A 22,939-nucleotide genomic window follows, 5' to 3' on the forward strand; every position below is an offset into this window, starting at 1 on the left:
TAAAAAAGAAGCAGGCCTTAATAGCCATAGCCGTAAAATTACTGCGGGTAATGTACGGCCTGGCCAGGAAGAAAGAAAACTACGACCCTGACAAAGTATTAGGTGACTATCGCCGCGCCCAATTACAACAAGCAGCTTAAAATAAAACCCCAAACACAAGGTAAAAAGTCTTGGGTGGGGTAAGCCATATCACCTCCCATAAGGGCACAGACCCTGCTGCGAAGTACTGGCACAACCCACCCGCCCTCAAAAGGCCGAACGAAGGAATGACACAGGGCATAGACCCCGGGAGACATGATAGGGTAGCCGAGGGCCAGGAAGTGGTGAGGTTACTACCCAAGACTTAAATATTAAGTCATCGTCTTGTTGTTGTGGACGATGATGGAGGTTTAGTCTGCCCTCTTGGACTTCATCATAAAAAATGAAAATCTAAGAGAGCAGGCTATTTAACGAGCTAGAAGCAAATTATTGAGATAGGGGGTTCCAGGTTGTCCCGCCACCGTCTTATCCTACTTGCCATTGCTATGATCCTTATCTTTCTCCTGCTTGCCGCTGCCATACCCCATGTGACCATTCTCGAACTCCTGGTCCTGGCAGGCTTAATGACCTTGCGAACGCCTCCGGCTACCCATTTCTTTAAGTTTATTACTTTCTTCGGCACCCCGGCCTTTTTTTATCCTGCTACGGCTGCTTTGTGTCTCGCCTACTATACCCGGCGTCGCTGGCAAGGGTTTTGGGCCGTGTTAATTACCATGAATATCACCTGGGGCATTATGGAATGGCTAAAAAATTTTTATCACCGTCCCAGGCCCAGTCTCGGTCCCCTGGAACCGGCACCAGGCTTCAGTTTTCCCAGCGGTCACGCCATGATGGGAACCGTCTTCTTCGGCCTCCTAGCCCTGTGGTTGTTAAAAAACTGCCCGCCTCGCTGCCGCGGCCATATGGTTCCGGTTACCCTTATTTTTTTGCTTTTACTGGGTTTCAGCCGCCTCTACCTGGGTGTCCACTACCCCACCGATATCCTGGCCGGTTATGCCGCCGGCATGAGTATCCTGGCCCTCTTTCTGACCTGGTGGAATGAAGGCTAAAACCTGTGGAGGTAACGCTATCATGCCTGCAGACTGGTTGTCCATTACCCATTATCCCTCTCCCCTTGGTCCCCTGACAGTAGTAACAGGCCCGGGGGGTCTCTGCTGCCTGACCTTCCCTGGTGAGGAACCTGGAACAACCCCCAGCTACCTGGCCCAAAAATTCCCCGGCGCGACTATCAACGTAGATGAAAACGGCAGCTCTTGCCGGGAGGTTCTCCGGCAGCTGGACGAGTACTTTGACGGCCGGCGCTTTTCCTTTTCCCTGCGCCTGGACCTCCGCGGTACGCCCTTCCAGCTGGCCGTCTGGTCAGCCCTGCAAAAAATCCCCTATGGTACCACCTGCAGTTACAGCCATATTGCCGGGGTCATCGGCAGGCCGGGAGCGGTCCGGGCCGTGGGCCAGGCCATCGGCCGTAATCCTGTCGGTATTATTATACCCTGTCACCGGGTCATTGGTAAGCACGGCCGGCTGGTCGGTTTTGGTGGCGGGCTGGCTACCAAGAAATGGCTGTTGAATTTCGAGGAGGGTAATTTAAAAACTAACCAAACATTAACCGGCAGATAACGATGGCGGCTATAAGGCTGGAAATATCAGCCAGGAGTCCCAGGGCCAGGGCGTAGCGATAACGCCGCACTCCCACCGAACCAAAATAAACCGTCAGGACATAAAAGGTAGTATCAGTACTGCCCTGCATCACCGAAGCCAGGCGGCCGATAAAGGAATCGGGGCCGTAGTTACCGATTAGCTCGGCAGCTATTCCTAGAGCTCCGCCACCGGAAAGGGGCCGCATGATGGCCAGGGGTAGAACTTCCCCGGGAACGCCAATGAGGTGCAAGACCGGATTCAGGGCGCGGGCAAAGAGGTCCATGGCCCCGGAAGCCCTAAACACCCCGATGGCCACCAGCATGCCCACCAGGAAGGGAATAATTTTTACCGCTACCTTAAACCCGTCTTCTGCCCCGGCAACAAAGGTTTCATAAACCGGCACGCCCCGCAGGTGCCCATACAGGGGGATAAAAAAAAGGACCAGGGGAATCGCCCAGCGCGAAACTTCAATTATGAGTTCAGTCAATGTCCCTCACCCCCGGCGCCCGTTATAAAACCGTCGCAAGAGACGATCGCCAACCACGGCCATGACCATACTGAACCCGGTGGCTAAAATGGTAGGTCCGACGATGATGGTCGGGTCGGTGGAGCTGGCTGCTGCCCGGATGCCAATAATAGTCGCCGGGATAAGGGTCAGGCAGCCGGTATTTAACCCCAGAAAGGTACACATGGCCGGGGTGGCTTCTCCGGGGCGGGGGTTTAAAGTTTGTAACTCCTGCATGGCCTTGAGGCCAAAGGGGGTGGCGGCATTGCCCAGGCCCAGGATGTTGGCGCTTAAATTCATTATTATAGAACCTATGGCCGGGTGGTCCTGGGGGATTTCCGGGAAGAAGTAACGGGTAAAGGGGCGCAAAAGCCGCGCCAGCAGGGCTACCAGGCCGGCTTCCTCGGCAATCTTCAAAAGCCCCAGCCACATGGCCATGAGTCCTATCAGTTCAAGGGCCAGGTTTACAGCCGTCTGGGCCGCCTCCAGGGAGGCTTTAGTAACTACTTCAATGTGGCCATTAAAGCCGGCCACGATAATGCCCGCCAGGAGCATTAATAACCAGATGATATTAACCATTGCCAACCCCTCCATAATTTACCTTTCTGGTAACATTTATGAGGGGAGGGCATTTTCTAGAACAACAATGGTTAACGGGCCGGAAACAAATTAAAAAACCCGGTATTTGAGAACCCGGGCCATATATGGGGGATTATTTCATTCCTCTTCCTGGGGGCGTAAAACCATTTTCGTCCGTACGGTGGCGGGGGAGTTATTACCGCTACCTTTTTCCTTCTTCCCTTTACCCAGTAGTTCCTGGATCCTCTCCAGCACCTGGGGAGCTACATCGATAATCCGGTCCACAACGGCGTTGCCGTCAACCGGCAGCAACCGGATTTGCTCCTTACCAACCACCAGGAAACCCACCGGCTGGACGGAAACACCGGCGCCGCTGCCGCCGCCAAAGGGTAAGGATTTACCACTTCCACCACCATCTCCCTGACCAGGTTCATATTCGGTACCTCCGGCAGCAAAACCGGCCGAAACCCGGGATACGGGGACGATCACATGACCATCCGGCGTTTCAATGGGATCGCCAACAACGGTGTTGACATCAACCATATCCTTGATGCTTTCCATGGCGGTCTTCATCAAGGCCTCGATGGGATGTTCGGGCAATTGCCCCTGCCCCCCTCATCTGCCAGACTATCCGCAGTAATAGCCATAGAGATTGTACTCCGGCACTTATAATATGACCTAACTTAAGGGTAAATATGCACTTAAAATCGGCCTGCCAGCCCTTCGTATCAAACCGGGGTATTATCTGCCATTCAGGCACTCGAAAATCCAGGCGGGCCCGCCGCCGCAAGTTCTGGTACATCCAGGCCAGCAGGGTCCAGCTGCTGCCGTAAGCAAGAGCCGTAGTTGCCGGATCACCTGTCCCCAGGGTTAAAAATAAACGGAAACGCCGGCAGGTCACCCGGGCGAAAAAATGCTGCCAGATGCCCTTTAAAATCTTTAATTTATGCAACCAGTAGCCTAACGGCCCGGCGACGATGAAGCGGGCTATCCGACCGAAAGTCCACCTTTTGCCCCCGGCAGGACGCCCTGCAACTTCCGCAGGTGATTCTGCTTCTTTCCTTTCCCCCTGTAACAGGGTTTTCAGGCTTAAGTGGCTTTGCCCCGGCCACCAATCCTGGAGAGGGAAGAATACCACTTCCCACCGGCCCCAGTCTCCCGGTAAATTAAGTTTCAGCTCCAGGTATTCTTCCTCAGCTACTCGCCGGTAAACTATTTTCAGTTGCACCGGTACCAGGAGTAATAAAAGGAAACCCGCAACTATCCCTGCCGTCCAGGCCCAGAACACTCCTTCACCCCCGGCAGCCAGTTTGCATCTATTTTTCCACCGGAGGCGCCTTATATACTATTCCTGCCCGGCCGCGGCTTCATCCAGGGGTGGCAGTTCGGATAAATCCTTTAAGCCTAAAAATTCCAGGAAACGGGGAGTGGTAGCATAAAGGATGGGCCGGCCAGGGGCGTCTTTCCGGCCGGCTTCCTGGACCAGGCCGCGGCTCAACAGGGTATTTAAAACCCCATCTACCTTTACCCCCCGGATATATTCTATTTCCGCCCGGGTAACGGGCTGGCGGTAGGCAATGATGGCCAGGGTTTCCAGGGCGGCCATGGATAGGGCCGGCAACTCTGGTTGCAGGAAGGCCTCTACATAATTAGCAAACTGGGGCCGGGTGCACATCTGGTAGCCGCCGGCTACTTCCCGGATCTGCAGGCCCCGCCCCTCTTCATCATAGAGTATTTTCAGTTCTGCAGCCAACTCAACTACATCGTCGCTACTCAACCCCAGGCAGGCGGCCAGGGTACTAACCGGCACCGGCCCGCCGGCCACAAAGAGCAGGCACTCCAGGGCTGCCCTTTTATCTTCGCTAAAAAATAAAGGCAAAGGGATCACTCCCTTGCAACAGCGGTCTCGCTAGGAAAAAACCGCCTCACTTTAATATTGCCAAAGGCTTCCTCCTGGGTCAGGATTACCCGGCCCCGGCGGGCCAGTTCCAGCAGGGCCAGGAAAGTTAGCGCCACTTCCAGGCGCGTAGGTCTGGGACTTAGAAGGGAGGCCAGGGTAAGTTCCTCCTGCTGGTGCAGGCGGCGCAAAATGGTGCGTATTTGACCCACCAGGGTTAGGGCCGGGCGGGTAATGATCCGGGTTTGTGGCTTGTGAGTGACAGGCTGCCTCGCCAGCACCCTGGCCAGGGCCCGGGCCAGGTCCAGGGGGGTTACCCCGGCTAGGGGGTTAATACCCGCCAGGGCCCGAGTAACTGCTTCCTGGTCCAGGGGACGGCCAAAGATAAGGGCTCCTTGAGCAGCCAGATCACCGAGATGGGCGGCTACCTCCCGGTAGCGGCGGTATTCTATAAGACGCTCGGCCAGGAGCCTGGCAGGATCTTCTCCCTCTCCTTTTTCTTCCTCTCCCGGCCCGCCCTTAAGCGGGCGCTGCAGGAGCAACCTGGCTTTGAGGGCTAACAGTTCGGCGCCCAGGACTAAAAATTCACTGGCCCAGTCCAGGTCAAGCTCCTCTACTTCATGGAGGTATTCCAGGTACTGGGCCGTCACCTCGGCCACGGGGATGGCCTGAATATCGATTTCCTGGCGTTCAATAAGGGTGAGGAGGAGATCGAGGGGGCCCTGAAAAATATCCAGCCGAATATTACCGATCATGCGCCCCACCCCATTAAAGTTAAACTCCCATAGCCTCCCGGACCATGGTCATGGTCCGGCCTGCCGTGGTCCTGGCCTTCGCGGCCCCGGCCGCCAGAATTTCCTCAACTAATTCCGGCCGTGCTGCCCACCTGGCCCGGCGCTCCCGGACCGGCTCCAGGACGGCGTTTATTTTCTCTGACAGGCGTTTCTTGCAGGGGACACAGCCAATACGGCCGCCCCGGCAGTTGACCCGCGTCTCTTCAACTTCTTCACCATTATAAATCTCATGGTAGCGGTGGACCAGGCATACTTCCGGGTGCCCGGGATCGGTCTTGTGAATCCGCGCCGGGTCGGTGATCATAAGCCGCACCCTTTCCCAAACCTCTTCCGATGAAGCTGACATAGGAATGTCGTTGTGGTAGCTTTTACTCATCTTGCGGCCGTCAATACCGGGTAACATGGCGACTTTAGCTAACAGGGCCTGGGGCTCGGGGAAAAGTGAAGTTTTGTAAAGGTGATTAAACCGGCGCGCTACTTCCCGGCAGAATTCCAGGTGGGGCAGCTGGTCCTCGCCCACCGGCACGGCGTCGGCCAGGTAGATAAGGATATCAGCGGCCATCAGGAGGGGATAGCCCAAAAAACCATAGGTCGACACGTCCTTACCCTCTTTGCCCAGCTGCTGGATCTGGTCCTTGTAGGTGGGGACGCGTTCCAGCCAGGATAGGGGGGTGAACATGGAAAAGAGCAGGTGGAGTTCAGCGTGCTCCTTGACATGGGATTGGACGAAGAGGGTGCTGCGCTCGGGGTCTAAGCCGGCGCCCAGCCAGTCAAGGAGCATGGCCCGTATATTCTCCTGGAGCTCTGCGGTATTGTCGTAACCTGTGGTCAGGGCGTGCCAGTCGGAAATAAAGTAAAAGCACTCGTTTTCTTCCTGCAGGCGCACCCAGTTTTCCAGCACGCTCAAATGACCAATATGCAGCCGCCCTGTGGGGCGCATGCCGCTCAAAATACGCATGCTATTAAACACTCCTTTACATATGGGACGTGGGAAGTGAGATCTAACCTCTAATTTCCCACCTCTATATAAATGCCAGGCCGCTGGCCGTAATAATCAGGTTGAGTACCAGGGTCACCAGGGGACCCATGATGCGGCCGATAATGCCGGTGGCAATCAGGAGCAGTAGAAGCAAGGTGCCGTAGCTTTCTAACTGGTAAACTGCCGCCGCCCCTTCCGGTGGTAAGATGCCAGCCAGGACACGGGAGCCATCCAGGGGCGGCACCGGGATGAGGTTAAAGACGGCCAGCACCACGTTATAGCCCACCAGCAGGTTTAAAAAAGTAGCCAGCCAGTAGCCGCCGATATCAAAGCGGAGAAATAGCTGCAAGACAACTGCCGCCAGGTAAGCCAGCACCAGGTTCATGGCCGGACCGGCCAGGCCCACCAGCATCATCCCCTTGCGCCGGTCCATCTGGAAGTAATAGGGGTTGATCTGCACCGGTTTGGCCCAGCCAAAACCGGCCACAACAAGGAGCAGGGTTCCCAGGATGTCCAGGTGGGCCAGGGGGTTTAAGGTTAAGCGGCCCTGGTTCCTGGCCGTCGGGTCGCCCAGCAGGTAAGCCATCTTGCCATGGGCATATTCATGGAAGGTCAGGGCGATTAAAATAGCCGGGATGCCTAAGACCAGCTGTGGTAAACTTTGCAGGTGCATGGCTGTCTCCTTTCCCTCAGGGTAATACCCGGGCCGGGAGCCGGCTCCAGCCCGCCACGGCCAGGATAAAGATTAGGGCTTCCGGGGCCATCCTGGGGCCGGCCGGCAGGCATTCCGGCAGGGACCCTCGCGCCAGGCAGGGAGCCAGTTCCGGCAACAAATCCCTGGCGGCAGAAATCAGGTTACGCTTTTTGCGGCCGAAGTTTACGCTATCCAGGACCTCTTCCAGGGCTGTTGCCCTTAATTTTACCGTGGCGATTAAAAAATAAACCAGGCTGGCATCCAGGGGTCGCTGGCCCCGCCACTTCCACTGGCAGAGGAGTTTTTCAGCCCGCCGGCCGGCGGCCACATCGGGCAATCCGGCCCCCGGTAGACCCTGCCAGCCCAGGTCAATTAAACTTTCCCAGGCTGCTACCGGCCGCCGCTCTTTAAGCAGAAGGATAAATTCCTGCCAGAGGCGTTTCGGTTCCAGCAGGTCCAGGTAACCTCCTGCCAGGGCCTGCCTTACTAAAGAGCAGGTCTCTTCTTCCCAGATAAATTTCAAGCGGGTGGCGAAACGCACCCCCCTTAAAAGGCGGGTCGGGTCATCACGAAAGCTGTCCCGGTGCAACACCCGCAAGGTTTGCCGGGCCAGGTCTTCCCGCCCGCCAAAGGGATCGAGGATTTCACCCAGGTCCCTGGCCATTAAGGGCAGGGCCATGGCATTGACGCTAAAATCCCGCCGCGCCAGGTCAGCCTCCAGAGTGGCGGGCTCCACTTCGGGCAGGGCCCCGGGCCGGGGATAATATTCCTGCCGGGTGGTGACTACGTCCACCCGTTCGCCGCCCCAGTAGACGGTAGCCGTCAGGAAGCGATCGTGAAAAGCCAGGCGCCCGCCCAGCTGCCGGGCCAGTTCCCGGGCAAAGAGGAGGCCATCGCCCTCCACCGCCAGGTCAAGGTCGACTTCGGGCCGGCCCAGGAGCAGGTCCCGGACCGTCCCGCCTACCAGGTAAACCCGCTGGCCTTTAACGGGCGCTATTTTCCTGGCCTGGGCCAGGATGCGCAGCTGGTTGCGACGGAAGAGTTTCTGGTAAGGGATCATAGGTTGCCAGATAATTTACCTGGTACAAACCAGCCGGGCCGGGACGACATCATTGCGCAGCAGGTCATTGTAATCTTCCCGTTTTAAAATCAGGTCGGCGTTTCCTTCCCGGACCAGGACGGCTGCCGGCCGGCCCAGGCGGTTATAATTGCTGGACATGGTGTAACCATAGGCGCCGGTACAGGAAATGACCAGGATATCGCCGGCCTCCACCCGGGGAAGATCCGCCTCCCAGATGAGCATATCGCCGGACTCGCAGCATTTACCGGTAATGGCTACCGTCTCTGTAGCCGGCAGATTGGCTTTATTGGCCAGGATGGCTTCGTATTTAGCCCCGTAAAGGGCGGGGCGAATGTTATCGGCCATACCGCCATCGACGGCCACATACTTGCGCACCCCGGGAATTTCTTTAATGGTACCCACGGTATAGGCAGTGCTGCCCGCCGGCCCGATAATGGCGCGGCCCGGCTCAACGATTACCAGGGGTTGAGGCAGGTTTAAGGCCCGGGCTTCCTCCCTGACCCGAGTAAGGATTGTTTCCGCATAGGCACTAACTGGCCGGGGATGGTCCTCAGCAGTATAATATATGCCAAAACCGCCTCCCAGATCAAGCTCGGAGGTAATCAATCCCGTCGCTTCTTTAATGGCGGCGGCCAGCTCCAGCATGACGGCAGCCGCCTGGCTGTAGGGTTCCAGCTCAAAGATCTGGGAACCAATGTGGCAGTGTAAACCCTTGAACTCAATACCTGGTAAATCCTTTAGTCGCCTGGCGGCCTCCAGGGCCTGGCCATTGGGCAGGGTAAAGCCAAACTTGGAGTCAATCTGGCCGGTACGGATATAATGATGGGTATGGGCTTCAATCCCCGGTGTCACCCTTAAAATTACCCGCGCTACCTGGCCCCGTTCCGTACTCAAGCGGCTTAAAAGCTCCAGCTCGGCAAAATTATCAACTACAAACCGCCCTATCCCGGCCTCCAGGGCCTGGCAGAGTTCAGCATAGCTTTTATTGTTGCCATGGAAGTAGATGTTTTCTACCGGAAAACCGGCCGCCAGGGCCGTATAAAGTTCGCCTCCGGAAACCACATCCAATCCTAGGCCTTCACTGGCGATAATCCGGCACATGGCGGTAGTCAAAAATGCCTTGCCGGCGTAGATAACCCTGGCCAGGCCTTCTTGCACGCCAAAGGCCCGGTAAAACTCCCGGCAGTTGTTGCGGATACAGTCTTCATCAAAGATATAAAGGGGAGTGCCGAATTCCCGGGCGAGTTCGACAACCTCGCAGCCCCCGATGGTAAGACGGCCTTTCGCATTTACCTGCATGGTACCCTGCAAGTGCATTAAAACCGGTTACTCCTTTCACCCAATATACTCTCATTTTAACCGAGGCTGCCTGCTATGTCTAGAAAAATTAAGGGAACCTCCGCCGGTTCCCTTTCATTTCTTATTAAATTCCAGTTTTTATTGTCCTAACTGGCCCGGGGCAGGGCCAGTAACTGGCTGTATACCGCCAGGGTGTTGCGGGCCATGACGGCCGTAGTGAAGTTTTCTTCAGCCAGGCGGCGGCCATTCTGGCCCATGGCCGTGCCTACCTCCGGATTCCGCAGCAAGAAGGTTGTATAGCGGGCCAATTCCTGGTAGTTACCCATGGAGACTAAAAAGCCGTTATAACCGGGACGGATTATCTCCGGCATACCACCGGCCCGGCTGACAATAATGGGCCTGGCCGTGGCCATGGCTTCCAGCATTACCAGGCCGAAGGGCTCCTGGAAAGACGACGGGTAAAGGCAAACCTCGGCTGCTTTATACACCGCAGGGATTTCCTGCCAGGGGAAGAAGCGGATAAAGACATTCTCTTCCAGGTCCAGGCTGGCAATGAGGTCCTGGATCCAGGCTACTTCCGCCGGTTGTTTCTGGCCCCAGTCGACGGTATTGGTAGTACCGGCCAGAATCAGTAAAACGTTGGGAATTTCCCGGCGGATAAGATCAAGGGCGCGTATGCTGACGTCACATCCCTTGGCCCGGCTCATGCGGGCAGGATGGAAAACAAGCCGCCGGTCCCGCCATGCCGGATAGGTGGCATAGATGGCCTGGATATCCGCCTGGGAAGGTGGCCGGAAGGTGGTCGTGTCGGTACCGTGGTAAACTACCGTCAGCCGCTCGGGAGGAAAGCCATTTACCATCAGTTCCTGGCGTATGTAATGGCTGACGGCTATAACCTGGTCCCAGCCTTGAGCCAGGGTATTCATCCTTGCCCACAGTTCGTCTTCCCAGACATTATGGGCAGTGAGGACGAGGGGCCAGCCGTGGCGGTGGCAGATTTCCTGGAGACTGGCAGCATGGACAAAGCTAAAGTAATGGAAGTTATGGGCGTGAACAATGTCGGGCCTGCATTCCAGTAAAAATTTTTCTAGCAGCTGCTTGATTTCCCCCGCCCTGGCTTCAATGGTTTCCGGGGTTAAAGAGTTCAGATCAAGTAAAGGTGAACGCTTAATGGTTACTCCCCGCCAGCTTTCTCTCTCCGGGGTGCCGGGGGCTGTGGCTGTAAGGAGGCTTACCTGGTGCCCCTGCTGGACCAGGTAAGGGCACAGAAGGGCCAGGTGGGATTCCACTCCCCCAATGATCGGTGGAAAAGCCCAGTGTAACATGGCAATGCGCATATTACATCAGCCTCCCATTGTTAAGAAAAATTACCAGCTTTATTTTATATAATGTCCCTGCTGAAAGTCAATAAAGGGCAAACCCTTCAGGCTTCAATGATGACTTTAATAGCACCCTCTTTCTTCAAAACATGGGCAAAAATTCGCCCCTCCTTTTCTTCAAAAGCTAAATCAAGACGGCTACCGGCCACAGCCAGATTTTTGATTTCCACCCTCCTGGTGCCGGGTATTAATATGGGCCGGGATATATAAAGGGTACTATCCCGTAACTCGATGCCTAGCAAATGCTGGAGGAAGGCAAACAGGCTGCCTACCGCCCAGGCCTGTGGGTCACAGGCCACAGGGTAACGCACCGGCCCGCTCAGGCCCCGGCGGGTAAAGCCGCAAAACAATTCCGGCCAGCGACGGTAATTAAAGTAAGAACTGGCGGCGAAAAGGCCGCCGGCCAGCCGTGATAACTCCTCCAGGCATTGATAGCGGCGCAGGCCGGCAGCTATAATGGCATTATCATGGGGCCAGACGGAACCGTTATGGTAACTCATGGGGTTATAGGCCTTTTCCTTTTTGCTCATGGTGCGGATACCCCAGCCGGAATAAAAGTCCCCGGCCAGCAGGCGCCGGGCCACCCTCCGTGCCCGCTCTGGTTCCAGGATACCGGTAAAAAGGGCGTGGCCGCCGTTGGAGACCAGGGTGGTAAGGGGTCTTTTTTTACCATCCAGGGCAAAAATCAAGTAGCCCTCTTCTTCCAGCCAGAAATCCCGGTTGAAGCGCATTTTTAACCTGCTGGCCCGCGACTTCAGTTCAGCCGCCGTCATTTTGTCCCCCAGGACCGTTAATAAATGGGCGGCTTCCAGGAGGGCCAGGTAGTAGTAAGCCTGGACTTCTACCAGGGCTACAGGGCCTTCAGGGATGCGCCCTTCCCGGTCGACTACGGCATCCCAGGAATCTTTCCACCCCTGGTTGGTCAGGCCTGCGGGCGATTCCCGCCAGTATTCCAGGTACCCGTCACCATCTAAATCGCCGTAACGCAGGCACCAGTGCAGGCAACGCCGTAAAGGGGTAGCCATTTCCTGCAGCAGGTCCTGATCTAAAGTCCACCTGTAGGCGGCAGCAAGGAGGATAATAAACCACAGGGTGGCATCTATGGAACCATAATAGGGGCTGTGGGGTACTTCCTGGCAGCGGGTCATCTCGCCTCGCCGCAATTCATGGAGGATTTTTCCCGGCCTTTCTTCCCGCCATTTGTCCACCTGCTTCCCCTGATAGCGAGCCAGGAAACGCAGGGTATGGCGGGCCAGGTCGGGGTTTAAGATAAGGGCCTGCCAGGAAGTGATGAGAGAATCCCGGCCAAAAGGAGCGGTATACCACGGTATCCCGGCCGCAATAATTTTCCCCTCCCCGGGATAATCAATTTCCAGGGCCTTCAGGTCGGTGATGGCCGTGCGGAACATATCATTAATAAAATTGTTATCCGTCCAGATCTGGGTGGATTGCTTTTGCCACAGGTGGTAGGAGCTGGCCAGTTCTATGGTGGCCACTGAAAAAAGGTCGCTGATATGCGTGGCCGGGGACAGGTTTTGCCCGTCAGGTTCAATCTTTAAGTGCAGGTAAATCTTTTTCTGGGGTGGCAGGATAAGGTCATAAGTAACTTCTGCCTGGCCTGGCCGGGCTACAATACCGGCTGGTGCCGGTTCAAAGGTAATATGCGTGGTCCGGATCACCTCGTCCAGGCCCTGGTAGGCGAGGATTAATCCCTGGGGGTGAACTCCTGTTTTCAACAACTCTCCCCGGCGCTGGCGCTGGCTGCCACGAACTTCAAAAACATCCCGGAAATCAGCACCAATGGAGAAATGAAGGTTTATATTCACGGGAAAAGGATTAAAATTGATCAAGCGTAAGCGTTGATAGAGGGCCCCTTTAATCAGCCGCAAAAGGCGGAGGTGGATGGTCTGGGCTGATACTACTTTACCATCAGGTAAGGCAAAAACAGGATTAGTTAATTCAATCTGGGCAAAATGGCTGTCGCGCACGGAGGAAGAAAGGAAAACAGGTCGCCGCCCGCCGGCCCGGAGTTCCAGGCAGTTTAAGTAACGGGTATCATTATAATACAGGCCCAGGCTGCCATTATCCTGGTCAATAATTGAACCATCCGGCAGGGAGATAACGAAAATACTCCCCTCTTTAAGTACCTCTGTTTGGGGTTCAAAAACGCAGGGGTTATTACGTAAATCCAGCTGCGTTTCCAGCATATCCTACCCTCCAGGCTTTTTTCGTAAGAATTCGGCAGGTATCCTGGCATATCCTTCCTAAAATAAAAGGACTTAATATTTGCATTTCATTACCAGTATGATATAATAAATTTGTATATCCTAGAACGCTGAATTGCGGTACGCAGCCGTAAGCGGGGGACCCATTTTCCGGGGTGAATCTTGCCGGTTAATTCCGGTGAGTAGGGCTAACCTTCAGCCCGAATCCGTCAGCTAACTTCGTAAGCGTGGAAGGGGATATATCGGTACTTTCATACCCCGGTCCCCCGGGGTTTAATTTTATTTTAAAGGAGTGAAGTGGATCCCGACAACAGGCACAGGCTAAAAGGAGGTATGCTAAGTGGCTAAAAAACAGGCTCCTAAAATTATTATGGTTTCCAACCGGGGTGCGTACAATTTGCAAGCCACTGACAGCGGTATCCAACCTGTACCGGCCATCAGCGGCCTGGTCTCGGCAGTAGAACCTTTCTTGAAGGAAAAGGGCGGCGTCTGGGTTGCCTGGGGCGGGCGTGAAGCGCCGCAGGAGAATAGCCCCGGGGTACGTTTACCGGTGCCCCAGGAAGATCCGGCCTATACCTTCCTGGAGGTTCCCCTGACTGCCGGGGAAATAAAGCTTTATTACCACGGTTTTACCAACGGCGCCCTGTGGCCCCTGTGCCATTATTTTTTAGAAAAGTGTCGTTATAACTCCCAGGAATGGTCAACTTATGTTCGAGTTAACGCCAAATTTGCGGATGCTGCGCTTATGGAAGCCAGGGAAGGCGATACCGTCTGGGTCAACGACTATCACCTGGCCCTGGTACCGGCCCAAATCCGCCACCGCAAGCCGCAATTAAGGCAGTTCTTTTTCTGGCATATCCCCTTTCCCCACCACGATCTCCTGGCCACCCTCCCCTGGGCGCCCCAAATCTTGCGCGGTCTCCTGGGGACAGATGTCCTGGGCTTTCATTTGCAATCTTATGTCGATAATTTCCTGAATGCCGTCGCCACCCTGCTGGGTGCCCGGGTTGATTTTGAGCACAATGTTGTCTACTGGCAGCAGCGGCGCATCCATGTCGGTGCCTGGCCCATGGGTGTCGATTACCAGGCCTTCCAGCGCCAGGCATTGAACCCTGGGACCCGGGCCCGGGCTGAAACCTTGCGCAGCCAGCTCGGCGTAGAACACCTGGCCCTGAGTGTAGAGAGGCTGGATTATACCAAGGGTATCCTGGAAAGGCTGCTGGCCTGGGAACGCCTGCTGGAAGAAGTACCCGAATGGCGCGGCCGGGCGGCCCTGGTCCAGATTGCCGTACCCAGCCGGACGGCCGTACCGGCCTACCGCCGGCTAAAGGAAGAAGTAGAAGCTGCCGTGGGTCGGATCAACGGCCGCTTCAGCGAAGGTAGTTATCGCCCCGTCCACTACTTCTGGCGGGGCCTGCCCCGGCAGGAGCTGGTAGCCTATTACCTTGCAGCCGATGTCATGCTGGTTACGCCTTTAAGGGATGGCCTGAACCTGGTGGCTAAAGAATACGTGGCTTCCCGCCGTGATAGCAGCGGGGTCCTGGTCTTAAGCCGCTTCGCCGGTGCCGCCCAGGAACTGAAGGGTGCTGTCCTCGTCAACCCCTATGATATTGATGGCATGGCCATGATTTTAAATACAGCCCTCAATATGAGCCGGGCCGAGCAGGAAAAAAGGATGCGCCTGTTGCAGGAAAAGGTGCGCCGCCATGATATCCGCTGGTGGTTGACCTGTTTCCACCAGGCCATGATGGCCCGGGAAGAGGAAACGGCAGATGTCTCCGGCTCAGCTGGCAGCTAAAGTCAGGGATTACCCTCAAGTGCTCCTCATGTTTGACTACGATGGCACCCTGGTCCCCCTGGCGCCCCGGCCAGAACTGGCCCGTCCCAGCCCCCGCCTCCTGACCTTGCTACGGCAACTGGTATCCAGGCCAGGCTTGCACCTGGCCATTATTAGTGGCCGGAGTTTAAGGAACCTGTTGGAGCTGCTGCCAGTCGCAGGGCTTTACTATGCCGGCCTGCACGGGGCAGAAGTAGCCACCCCGGAAGGGCGGGTCACCAACCTCCTGCCGCCCGGGCAAGAAGATATCCCCTGGGATGAAATTTTCAGGCTGGCCTGCCAGGTGGCAGCAGGTACTGCGGGCCTCTTTGTGGAAAATAAGGGTGAAGCTATTGCCCTGCATTACCGCCTGGCTGACCCACAGCTTGCTGCGGCAGCCCTGGAGCAGTTTCGCCAGGGGCTAAAACCCTTTTTAAATGACAATCTCGAACTGCTTCCCGGTCACAAAGTGCTGGAAGTTCGCCGCCAGGGGATTAACAAAGGCCTGGCCGTAGCCTACTTCACCAGGCAATGGCCGCGGGCATTACCCGTCTATTTAGGCGATGACCGGACTGATGAAGATGCCTTCTCTGCTTTGCCCGCTGGCGGCCTGGCCATCCGTATCGGTAAACAGGTTGCCAGCCGGGCTCGTTATTTTTTACCATCCCCGGCAGCAGTTGTCCAGTTCCTGGAGCTTTTAACCTATTTTTAACACCAGGCCGGGTCTATCCTGGCCCTGGTAACATAAAGATAGTTTAGCATGCTAAAAACGAGGTGGTATTTGTTGTTAACGGTCAAGAAAGCCATTATTCCTGCTGCCGGCTGGGGCACCCGCTTCCTGCCGGCCACCAAGGCCCAACCCAAGGAAATGCTGCCTATTGTCGACAAGCCGGCCATCCAGTTTATCGTCGAAGAAGCCGTTAACGCCGGAGTAGAGGACATCCTTATTATTACTGGGAAAAACAAACGGGCCATTGAGGATCACTTTGACCGTTCCCTGGAGCTGGAGAGTCTCCTGCGGGAAAAAGATAAAGAAGACCTGCTGGCCCTGGTGGAAGGTGTGGCTGAGCTGGCCGATATCCACTACATACGGCAGAAGGAACAGCTCGGCCTGGGCCACGCTGTTTATTGCGCCCGTAAATTTATCGGCCAGGAGCCCTTTGCCGTCCTACTGGGAGATGATATTATCGTCAATACCCCCTCCTGCCTGGAGCAAATGCTGGAGGTTTATAATGAAGTTAAAGCTGCCGTGATTGCCGTCCAGGAAGTGCCGCGAGAAGAAGTCAACCGTTACGGCGTCATTGAACCCCTGGAAATCAACGGCCGTCTCATTGAAGTTAAAGACTTGGTAGAAAAGCCGCGGCCGGAGGAAGCGCCCTCCAACCTGGCCGTCATCGGTCGCTACATCCTGGTGCCGGAGATCTTCCCCCTCTTGGCCGAGGTAAAACCCGGAGCTGGTGGGGAAATCCAGCTTACTGATGCCCTGCGCCTGCTGGCCCGGGAGGAACGGGTTTATGCCTACCGTTTCCAGGGTAAGCGCTACGATATCGGTGATAAATTGGGCTTCCTCCAGGCCACGGTGGAATTCGCCCTGGCCCGGCCGGACCTGGCCGGCCCCTTCCGGGAATACCTGGCCGGTATAATCTCTTCGGCCCCGGGTAATCTGGATGTTGCTGCTGGCGAAGTTTCTTGAACCTCCGGCCGGCCATACCATCCCGACCGGCGAACTGAGGCAGGATTCTATACTGCCACTGCGTTACTCCATTTACCGCAGCGGTCACCCCAGCGGGCCAGGACTTGCCTCCCTTCCCGCAGTTCTACCACTTCACAGTGGTTGGCGCAGCCCTGGCATTCAAAACCGCCGCTACGGAATTCCCGCTCAGTAAGCTCAAAGCCCCGGAAGGCGCTTGCCTTAGGCCGTATTTCCCTGGCCAGCAGGGCGGCGCCCAAGGCCCCCATGACCCCATAATGTTCCGGGACGATTACCTCCGTCCCCAGGGCGCGGTTAAAGGCCTGGCGCATGCCGGCATTGGCCGCCACCCCGCCCTGGAAGACCACGGGCGGGAGGATTTCCTTGCCCTTGCCGACGTTGTTCAAATAGTTACGCACCAGGGCTTCGCATAACCCGGCGATAATATCCTCCAGGGGATGGCCCTGTTGCTGTTTATGAATCATGTCAGATTCGGCAAAGACGGCGCAGCGGCCGGCAATGCGTACGGGGCTCCGGGATTCCAGGGCGCGGCGGCCGAACTCTTCGATGGGAATCCCTAAGCGGGCCGCCTGCTGGTCCAGGAAGGAGCCGGTGCCGGCGGCGCATACTGTATTCATGGCAAAGTCCGTCACTATGCCCTGGCGGAGAATGATAATCTTGGAATCCTGACCGCCGATCTCCAGCACCGTCTGCACTCCGGGCACAGCGTAACTGGCAGCTACGGCGTGGGCGGTTATTTCGTTTTTGACTACATCGGCCCCCACCATGACGGCTGCCAGGGTTCGACCGCTGCCGGTAGTGCCTACACCGGCAACGCTTATATCTTTACCTAGAGTGGCTACCAGCTGGCGCAAGCCCTCCTGGATTGCCTGGAGGGGCTGGCCACGGGTACGGAGGTAAACAGAGCTAAGGACGTTACCCTGTTCGTCCAGGGCTACGATATTAGTGCTGACTGAGCCAACATCTATACCAAGGTAAATCGTTGGCATGTTATCAACTCCTCGGAATAGTTTTTGCCGGGGGTATGTCCCTCGCCGCTCAGAAGCTACGCACCGAAGGCTCCCTCAGGCGTGCCTTATGCGGCAGCAACGGTAACCTCACCTCGCCTGTTCTTTTGACCTTCGCTCCGTTATTCGCGCCTCCGGGACATTTCCCCACCTTTTACCGCGTGTCTTCCAGAATCCCTCTTTCCTCCCCTTCTGCCAGCGCAGCATATCCACGAAGGCTTCCAGGCGGGTTTGCAGGCCGGCTTCGCCCGTCTGCTCGTCCAGGTAAATGGTCATAACGGGTATGCCCCTGGCTTCCTGGACGGCCGGCATAACTGAGTGGGCAACTATTTCCGGCATGCAGGTGAGTGGTGCCAGCTGGATGACGCCATCGCAGCCGTACCGGGCAAAAGTGACTGTATCCCCTACCGACTCCCAGCCATGGCCGCCGACAAAGTGGTTTAAAAAGGGCGGGGCCGTTTTTTCCGGGTGGTGGCCTGGAAGGGACAGGAGACTTTTAAACAGGTTATCGTTAATCCAGCGGCTTAGGAAAAGGCCCCGGACCACTTCAACCCCCAGGGCCCCCAGGCGCCTTTCAATATTCAGGTTAACCAGGGGCTCCAGGACGGTATAGATTTCGCCGACAATACCCACCCGCAGTACCGGGCCGTTGGGGTTGCGAGGTATGGCCGCCAGCTCACCTTGAACTTTTTTGACAATTTTTTTGACCTCTTTCCGGCTGCCGGCGCCGTCCAGTTCCCATAAGGCCCGCTGGAAGATGGCATCGGCCTGGCCAGGCTTTGCTTCACATGGCCGCAGGCGTTGTACTTCCTGTTCCAGGGAATCGACGGCGCAGGCCTTTTGCCAGGCAAGGATTACTCCCCGGACCCCTTCCTGCCATGGCCGCCGGTTCAAGTATTTAACCTTATTCCAGACTTCAGAAAAGTGAACATCCGGGGGTTCAAAGACCACCATTTCATAGTCGCAGCCGATATCCCGGAGGATCTCCCGCTGCACCTGGGCGTAATACCCGATGCGGCAGGGCCCCACCCCGCCGGCCATGACGATGGTATCGGCCCCCAGTTCTTTAGCTTCCAGGAAATTACCTAAGTTGACCTTTAAGGGAAGGCAGGCCGATTCCGGAGCATGGCGCACGCCCAGTTCCAGGGTGCGGCGGGTGCAGGGCGGCGGGACCACCACCTCCAGGCCAATGCCCTCCAGGGCCGTCTTCAGGACCAGCCAGAGGTGGCCCATATGGGGAAAAGTTACCTTCATGCGGATCGCCTCCGGTAGAGCATATCCATGAAAGCTTCCAGCCTGGTGTTGAGGCCTGCCTCGCCGGTATGCTCATCTAAAGTCAAAAGCAAAAAAGGCTTGCCCCGGCGGCGGGCATAGCGTTCGGCCAGGTCGCCTACCAGGGAATCGGGACCACAGCCAAAGGCCGTCAGGTGAATCAGGCCAGCGACGTTTTCCTGTTCCATCAGGTGCAGGGCCGCCCCCATGATCTTCCGCCCCAGGGTCCAGTAGAGGCGTTTCGGTAGCTGCCGGCAGGCTGTTTCTACCTGGAGGGTGGTTAAATTTTCGGGTAAAATCACCTTTCCTCCTAGCCTTTTCACCTTTCCGGGGATATCCATGCCAAGGTATTGGTCATAGATAAGGTAACCGTGGCCAATAACTCCTATCTGCAAAGCGTCCCGACTCTCTTTGCCCTGGCTGGAACCATAACGGTAAACTCCTGAAGCCGGCTCTTCCTCTCTGCAGTCAGCTGCAGCCATACTATCTCCCTGCTGCTGCCCGACCAGCCAGGCGTGGTAACGAGCCTCCGCTGCCGCCATGGCCAGGTCTACGCGGCTTCCTTTTATCCCAAAAGCCCGGGCCATTCCCTGCACGGCCGCCGTCAGGCCTTCCTCGGGCTGGCGGGCAAGGTTAACTGTAGTATCAATAATGGGCGGGCAGGGCTTTAAGGCCGCCCGCAGCATGTCAGGCAAACCCATTAGTTTGGGGCAGATAAAACTCTTTTTCTCTACGCTGACCAGCCGGGGGACAAACAGGGCATCTACCTGACCGGCCAGCCAGGCAGCATGACCGTAATAGACCTTTACCGGCAGGCAGGCTTCGGCTACCGCCAGGCTTACCCCCAGGTCCATAATTTCTTTGGAAGTCGGTGGCGAAACTACCACCTCAACCCCCAGGGCCTGGAAAAAGGTTTCCCACCAGGGGCCGTAGTAATAATAAAAGAGGGCGCGCGGCACCCCCAAAAGCCACTTTTTATTCTTCATAGTTATCATCCTCGTCTTCAATAAACTGGGGCCAGATGCGCTTCTCCTTTTCTTTTTCTTTTTTCTTTGTTGTTTCGCGCGGTAAGGGCTTGCGGGCCGGTTCCGGGTAGGGCTGCCGGTCCACGTCCAGGGGATGCAGGGCCCGGGGCCGCAATTTTTGTAATGGTACCGGTGGCCGCACAAAAATATCTTTTAAAGCGCTACCGTTAAAGGGTATCAGGGGCCAGAGATAGGGCAGGCCGAATGATTTGGTAGTAAGCAGCAATAAAAAGGTCCCCAGGGTCACGGCCACAAGGCCGGGTAGGCGGAACAGCCCCACGCCGATTAACATAGCAATCCTTACCAGGGTATTGGCCATACCCAGTTCGTAGCTTGGCGTCGAAAAGATACCTACGGCGGCAATGGCCATATAAAGGATTACTTCCGGGTTAAAAAAGCCTACCGCCACGGCAATATCGCCTATCAACACAGCGGCAATTAACCCTAAAGCCGTGGCCAGGGCTGTAGGAGTATGAATGGCCGCCATGCGCATAAGGTCAATGCCCAGTTCGGCTAGGATAAATTGCCAGACCAGGGGGATGGCCCCTAATTTTTTCGGCCCGATCCAGGAAAGGCCTGGCGGTAATAGTTCCGGCTGCAAGGATACCAAAAGCCACAGGGGCGGCAAAAATACGGATATAGCAACGCCTAAAAAACGCACCGTGCGTAAAAAAGTCCCAATTAGAGGGGCCTGGCGAAATTCTTCGGCATGCTGGAGATGGTGGAAGAGGGTTGCCGGGAGGATCATAACACTGGGAGAAGTGTCCACCATCACCAGGACGTGCCCCTCCAGGAGATGGGCGGCGGCTACATCCGGCCGTTCGGTATAGCGTACCCGCGGGAAGGGATTCCAGAAGCTACCCGGGCCAATAAACTCCTCCAGGGACTTTTCCGCCATGGGCAGGCCATCCATTTTGATAGCTTTGATTCTTTCTTTAATGGTATCCACCAGGCGCGGGTTGGCGATATCCTTGATATAAACTACCGCCACGTCAGTTTTTGAACGGCTCCCCACTTGCAGGATTTCGGTTCGCAGTTTAGGATCACGGATGCGGCGGCGCAAAAGGTTGGTATTAAATAAAAGGGTTTCAACAAAATTGTCGCGGGAACCGCGGACTACCCGTTCCAGGTCTGATTCCTCGGGCATGCGGGCCGGGTACTTCCGCACATCTATTAAGATAACCCTTTCAAAGCCATCAACAATCATTACTACGCCGCCGCAGAGAATTTTATCGACGGCTTTATGCAGGTCATCCAGGGCTTCGACTTCAATGTAGCTTAGGTACTGCTTATAAAGCTTAAAAAAAGCATCAGGGGCCAGGGCCTCTCGCTCCAGCCGGGAGAAAGAGATGAGGAGATAGGTCATGATATCGTCTTTGACCAGACCGTCAATGTAAAACAGTGTGGCTTTGCGGCCGGCAAAGGTAATATTGCGCCTGACGACGTCAAAGCTTTCGCCGATACCTAACTCCTTGCTAATCCAATCGACGTTGACATCAGCTTTTTTATCAACTTTGACAATATCCCCTGAGATGGTCATTTGTTTTTAATTTCACCCCTTCTATCCCCGGGGATTAAAAAGAACAGCCATACAAAAGCCAAAAATAACTGCCGCAGCAATGCCTACCGCGCCTGTGGTGACGCCGCCGCTGAAGGCTCCCAGGAGCCCTTTAGCCTGGACGGCTTCGAGGGTACCCTGGGCCAGGTTATGACCAAAACCGCTGATGGGGATGGTGGCTCCCGCCCCGCCGATTTTCACCAGGGGCCCATAGAGGCCCAGGGCGCTTAAAATCGCCCCACCCGTGACAAACCCTACCAGGATATGGGCCGGTGTTACCTTATAAGGCGTAAGGTCCATAATGAGCTGCCCCACCAGGCAGATGAGGCCGCCGATAATAAAAGCCATTACGATACTCACCGGGTTATACCTCCTTAAAATCTATTGCAACTCCATCTGGCTTTGTTTTTACTCGTTCCCTGGCCTAAAATTTTTCTATCACCACGCCATGGCCGATGCCAGGTATGGATTCCCCCTGCTGGGTCGCCGTTGTACTCAACAGGGCCCCGGTACCAACCCCCAGGATGCGCTTATAGCGGCCTTCATTTAGTTTACCCATTAAATGGCCAGCAAAAACCACCGCTGAGCAGGCACAGCCGCTGCCGCCGGCATGGGTATCCTGGCGTTCATGATCATAAATCAGGATGCCGCAGTCGCTGTAATTCTTAGAGACATCGTACTTTTGCTCGCCCAGGAGTTTGGTGGCAATCTCATGCCCCACCCGGCCCAGGTCACCGGTAATAATCAGGTCATAATCAATAGGACCCCGGCCGGTATCCTGGAAGTGGCGGACAATGGTATCGACGGCCGCCGGGGCCATGGCTGAACCCATATCGTTGGGGTCCTTGATCCCCACATCCAGCACCCGGCCGATGGTGGCATGGGTGATGCGGGGCCCATTGCCCACCGGGGCCATTAAAACGGCCCCGGCCCCGGTAACCGTCCACTGGGACGTCGGCGGTCGCTGCACGCCCTGCTCGGTAGGAAAGCGGTATTGGCGTTCCGCCGTATCATAGTGGCTGCTACATGCGGCTACTACATGGTGGGCAAAACCGCCGTCAATGAGTATGGCTGCCAGGGCCATGCCCTCATACATGGTGGAGCAGGCCCCGTACAGGCCAAGGAAGGGTATTCCCAGGGTCCGGGCGGCATAATTGGCGGAAATGGTCTGGTTTAACAGGTCACCGGCCAGGAGGAAGTCGATTTCCTGGGGTTTTAACTGGGCCTTGGCAATGACCATTTTGACGGCTTCTTCCAGCATTTTGCGTTCGGCCTTTTCCCAGGTTTCCTCACCAAAGTAGCTGTCGTCAATAACCATGTCAAAGGTGTTGCCCAGGGGTCCCTCCCCTTCCTTGGGACCAACAACTGATGCCGTGGCCACAATCACCGGCGGGTTAGCAAACTGGATGGTATGTTGCCCTACCCTTTTAGGTGCGCTCAA

Annotated in this window: 23 protein-coding genes, 1 pseudogene and 1 riboswitch; of the genes and pseudogenes, 6 read left to right on the forward strand and 18 right to left on the reverse strand. The window is 56.1% G+C overall.

The window, feature by feature from the left end; genetic code table 11:
* The 3 genes and pseudogenes from MOST_RS17935 to MOST_RS08060 form a co-directional block, all read left to right on the forward strand.
* Positions 1-140 (forward strand): annotated as a pseudogene (locus tag MOST_RS17935) (IS110 family transposase); the annotation flags it as partial.
* A 348-nt stretch (positions 141-488) separates the two neighbouring features.
* Complete coding sequence (locus MOST_RS08055) at positions 489-1,088, forward strand: phosphatase PAP2 family protein (protein WP_054937173.1); 600 nt, start codon at positions 489-491, stop codon at positions 1,086-1,088.
* 22 nt (positions 1,089-1,110) lie between these two features.
* The gene (locus MOST_RS08060; protein ID WP_054937174.1) at positions 1,111-1,656 is read left to right on the forward strand and encodes a methylated-DNA--[protein]-cysteine S-methyltransferase; all 546 of its coding nucleotides are present in this window, start codon (positions 1,111-1,113) and stop codon (positions 1,654-1,656) included.
* Here the strand turns inward: MOST_RS08060 and MOST_RS08065 are convergent.
* The 12 genes from MOST_RS08065 to MOST_RS08120 form a co-directional block, all read right to left on the reverse strand.
* Positions 1,631-2,164, reverse strand: a complete 534-nt coding sequence (locus tag MOST_RS08065) for a spore maturation protein (protein ID WP_054937175.1) — start codon at positions 2,162-2,164, stop codon at positions 1,631-1,633. The two genes, MOST_RS08060 and MOST_RS08065, sit on opposite strands and share 26 nt — an antisense overlap.
* Positions 2,165-2,170: 6 nt before the next feature.
* Positions 2,171-2,761, reverse strand: a complete 591-nt coding sequence (locus MOST_RS08070) for a nucleoside recognition domain-containing protein (RefSeq protein WP_054937176.1) — start codon at positions 2,759-2,761, stop codon at positions 2,171-2,173.
* 138 nt (positions 2,762-2,899) lie between these two features.
* Entirely contained in the window at positions 2,900-3,361 is a 462-nt protein-coding gene (gene ytfJ / locus MOST_RS08075) for a GerW family sporulation protein (RefSeq protein WP_054937177.1), read from the reverse strand.
* A complete protein-coding gene (locus MOST_RS08080; RefSeq protein ID WP_054937178.1) occupies positions 3,297-4,049 on the reverse strand; it encodes a DUF2953 domain-containing protein in 753 nt (250 codons plus the stop codon). The genes ytfJ and MOST_RS08080 overlap by 65 nt, the downstream gene beginning before the upstream one ends.
* Positions 4,050-4,106: 57 nt before the next feature.
* Positions 4,107-4,649 carry an SMC-Scp complex subunit ScpB gene (scpB, locus tag MOST_RS08085; protein ID WP_244267086.1) on the reverse strand — a complete coding sequence of 181 codons (543 nt, stop codon included), beginning with the start codon at positions 4,647-4,649 and terminating at the stop codon, positions 4,107-4,109.
* Positions 4,646-5,413, reverse strand: coding sequence for a segregation and condensation protein A (locus MOST_RS08090; RefSeq protein ID WP_054937180.1), 768 nt, complete (start codon positions 5,411-5,413; stop codon positions 4,646-4,648). The genes scpB and MOST_RS08090 overlap by 4 nt, the downstream gene beginning before the upstream one ends.
* A 19-nt stretch (positions 5,414-5,432) precedes the next feature.
* On the reverse strand, positions 5,433-6,410 hold the full coding sequence (gene trpS, locus MOST_RS08095) for a tryptophan--tRNA ligase (RefSeq protein ID WP_054937181.1): 978 nt from the start codon (positions 6,408-6,410) through the stop codon (positions 5,433-5,435).
* Positions 6,411-6,474: 64 nt separating this feature from the next.
* On the reverse strand, positions 6,475-7,104 hold the full coding sequence (locus tag MOST_RS08100) for a site-2 protease family protein (protein ID WP_054937182.1): 630 nt from the start codon (positions 7,102-7,104) through the stop codon (positions 6,475-6,477).
* Positions 7,105-7,120: 16 nt separating this feature from the next.
* Positions 7,121-8,185: a tRNA nucleotidyltransferase/poly(A) polymerase family protein gene (locus MOST_RS08105; RefSeq protein ID WP_054937183.1), complete on the reverse strand. Its 1,065-nt coding sequence runs from the start codon at positions 8,183-8,185 to the stop codon at positions 7,121-7,123.
* Between the two features lie 15 nt (positions 8,186-8,200).
* A complete protein-coding gene (gene lysA, locus MOST_RS08110) occupies positions 8,201-9,523 on the reverse strand; it encodes a diaminopimelate decarboxylase (protein WP_054937184.1) in 1,323 nt (440 codons plus the stop codon).
* Between the two features lie 128 nt (positions 9,524-9,651).
* Positions 9,652-10,842: a glycosyltransferase family 4 protein gene (locus MOST_RS08115; protein ID WP_054937185.1), complete on the reverse strand. Its 1,191-nt coding sequence runs from the start codon at positions 10,840-10,842 to the stop codon at positions 9,652-9,654.
* An 86-nt stretch (positions 10,843-10,928) separates the two neighbouring features.
* Entirely contained in the window at positions 10,929-13,091 is a 2,163-nt protein-coding gene (locus MOST_RS08120; protein WP_054937186.1) for an amylo-alpha-1,6-glucosidase, read from the reverse strand.
* 116 nt (positions 13,092-13,207) lie between these two features.
* A riboswitch (cyclic di-AMP (ydaO/yuaA leader) is annotated at positions 13,208-13,352 on the forward strand.
* Between the two features lie 97 nt (positions 13,353-13,449).
* On the opposite strand from MOST_RS08120, the gene MOST_RS08125 reads away from it, so the two are divergent.
* The 3 genes from MOST_RS08125 (at position 13,450) to galU (ending at position 16,618) form a co-directional block, all read left to right on the forward strand.
* A complete protein-coding gene (locus tag MOST_RS08125) occupies positions 13,450-14,907 on the forward strand; it encodes an alpha,alpha-trehalose-phosphate synthase (UDP-forming) (RefSeq protein WP_054937187.1) in 1,458 nt (485 codons plus the stop codon).
* Positions 14,882-15,637 (forward strand): trehalose-phosphatase, encoded by a 756-nt coding sequence (gene otsB, locus MOST_RS08130; RefSeq protein ID WP_054937188.1) that lies wholly within the window; start codon positions 14,882-14,884, stop codon positions 15,635-15,637. The genes MOST_RS08125 and otsB overlap by 26 nt, the downstream gene beginning before the upstream one ends.
* Positions 15,638-15,709: 72 nt before the next feature.
* Positions 15,710-16,618: a UTP--glucose-1-phosphate uridylyltransferase GalU gene (gene galU / locus MOST_RS08135; protein ID WP_244267087.1), complete on the forward strand. Its 909-nt coding sequence runs from the start codon at positions 15,710-15,712 to the stop codon at positions 16,616-16,618.
* Positions 16,619-16,665: 47 nt separating this feature from the next.
* Here galU and MOST_RS08140 read toward each other — a convergent pair whose 3' ends face one another.
* From MOST_RS08140 to spoVAD, 6 genes are all read right to left on the reverse strand, one after another.
* Positions 16,666-17,625 (reverse strand): acyl-CoA dehydratase activase, encoded by a 960-nt coding sequence (locus MOST_RS08140; protein ID WP_054937190.1) that lies wholly within the window; start codon positions 17,623-17,625, stop codon positions 16,666-16,668.
* Positions 17,626-17,733: 108 nt separating this feature from the next.
* Complete coding sequence (locus MOST_RS08145) at positions 17,734-18,897, reverse strand: acyl-CoA dehydratase activase-related protein (protein WP_083476685.1); 1,164 nt, start codon at positions 18,895-18,897, stop codon at positions 17,734-17,736.
* Entirely contained in the window at positions 18,894-19,901 is a 1,008-nt protein-coding gene (locus MOST_RS08150) for an acyl-CoA dehydratase activase-related protein (RefSeq protein WP_054937191.1), read from the reverse strand. The genes MOST_RS08145 and MOST_RS08150 overlap by 4 nt, the downstream gene beginning before the upstream one ends.
* Complete coding sequence (locus MOST_RS08155; RefSeq protein ID WP_054937192.1) at positions 19,891-21,480, reverse strand: spore germination protein; 1,590 nt, start codon at positions 21,478-21,480, stop codon at positions 19,891-19,893. Before MOST_RS08155 ends, MOST_RS08150 begins: the two co-directional genes overlap by 11 nt.
* A gap of 21 nt (positions 21,481-21,501) precedes the next feature.
* Positions 21,502-21,846 (reverse strand): stage V sporulation protein AE, encoded by a 345-nt coding sequence (gene spoVAE, locus MOST_RS08160; protein WP_054937237.1) that lies wholly within the window; start codon positions 21,844-21,846, stop codon positions 21,502-21,504.
* Positions 21,847-21,922: 76 nt separating this feature from the next.
* Complete coding sequence (spoVAD, locus tag MOST_RS08165) at positions 21,923-22,939, reverse strand: stage V sporulation protein AD (protein ID WP_054937193.1); 1,017 nt, start codon at positions 22,937-22,939, stop codon at positions 21,923-21,925.

It is taken from the genome of Neomoorella stamsii (assembly GCF_002995805.1).
GTDB lineage: Bacteria > Bacillota > DSM-521 > Neomoorellales > Neomoorellaceae > Neomoorella > Neomoorella stamsii.

Coding starts and splice junctions, on each gene's coding strand:
- MOST_RS08070 (WP_054937176.1), bottom strand. CDS start 2,761: ATGGTTAATATCATCTGGTTATTAATGCTCCTGGCGGGCATTATCGTG.
- MOST_RS08115 (WP_054937185.1), bottom strand. CDS start 10,842: ATGCGCATTGCCATGTTACACTGGGCTTTTCCACCGATCATTGGGGGA.
- MOST_RS08120 (WP_054937186.1), bottom strand. CDS start 13,091: ATGCTGGAAACGCAGCTGGATTTACGTAATAACCCCTGCGTTTTTGAA.
- MOST_RS08090 (WP_054937180.1), bottom strand. CDS start 5,413: ATGATCGGTAATATTCGGCTGGATATTTTTCAGGGCCCCCTCGATCTC.
- spoVAE (WP_054937237.1), bottom strand. CDS start 21,846: ATGGCTTTTATTATCGGCGGCCTCATCTGCCTGGTGGGGCAGCTCATT.
- MOST_RS08150 (WP_054937191.1), bottom strand. CDS start 19,901: ATGAAGAATAAAAAGTGGCTTTTGGGGGTGCCGCGCGCCCTCTTTTAT.
- otsB (WP_054937188.1), top strand. CDS start 14,882: ATGTCTCCGGCTCAGCTGGCAGCTAAAGTCAGGGATTACCCTCAAGTG.
- MOST_RS08100 (WP_054937182.1), bottom strand. CDS start 7,104: ATGCACCTGCAAAGTTTACCACAGCTGGTCTTAGGCATCCCGGCTATT.
- MOST_RS08155 (WP_054937192.1), bottom strand. CDS start 21,480: ATGACCATCTCAGGGGATATTGTCAAAGTTGATAAAAAAGCTGATGTC.
- MOST_RS08145 (WP_083476685.1), bottom strand. CDS start 18,897: ATGAAGGTAACTTTTCCCCATATGGGCCACCTCTGGCTGGTCCTGAAG.
- MOST_RS08060 (WP_054937174.1), top strand. CDS start 1,111: ATGCCTGCAGACTGGTTGTCCATTACCCATTATCCCTCTCCCCTTGGT.
- lysA (WP_054937184.1), bottom strand. CDS start 9,523: ATGCACTTGCAGGGTACCATGCAGGTAAATGCGAAAGGCCGTCTTACC.
- trpS (WP_054937181.1), bottom strand. CDS start 6,410: ATGCGTATTTTGAGCGGCATGCGCCCCACAGGGCGGCTGCATATTGGT.
- MOST_RS08105 (WP_054937183.1), bottom strand. CDS start 8,185: ATGATCCCTTACCAGAAACTCTTCCGTCGCAACCAGCTGCGCATCCTG.
- MOST_RS08140 (WP_054937190.1), bottom strand. CDS start 17,625: ATGCCAACGATTTACCTTGGTATAGATGTTGGCTCAGTCAGCACTAAT.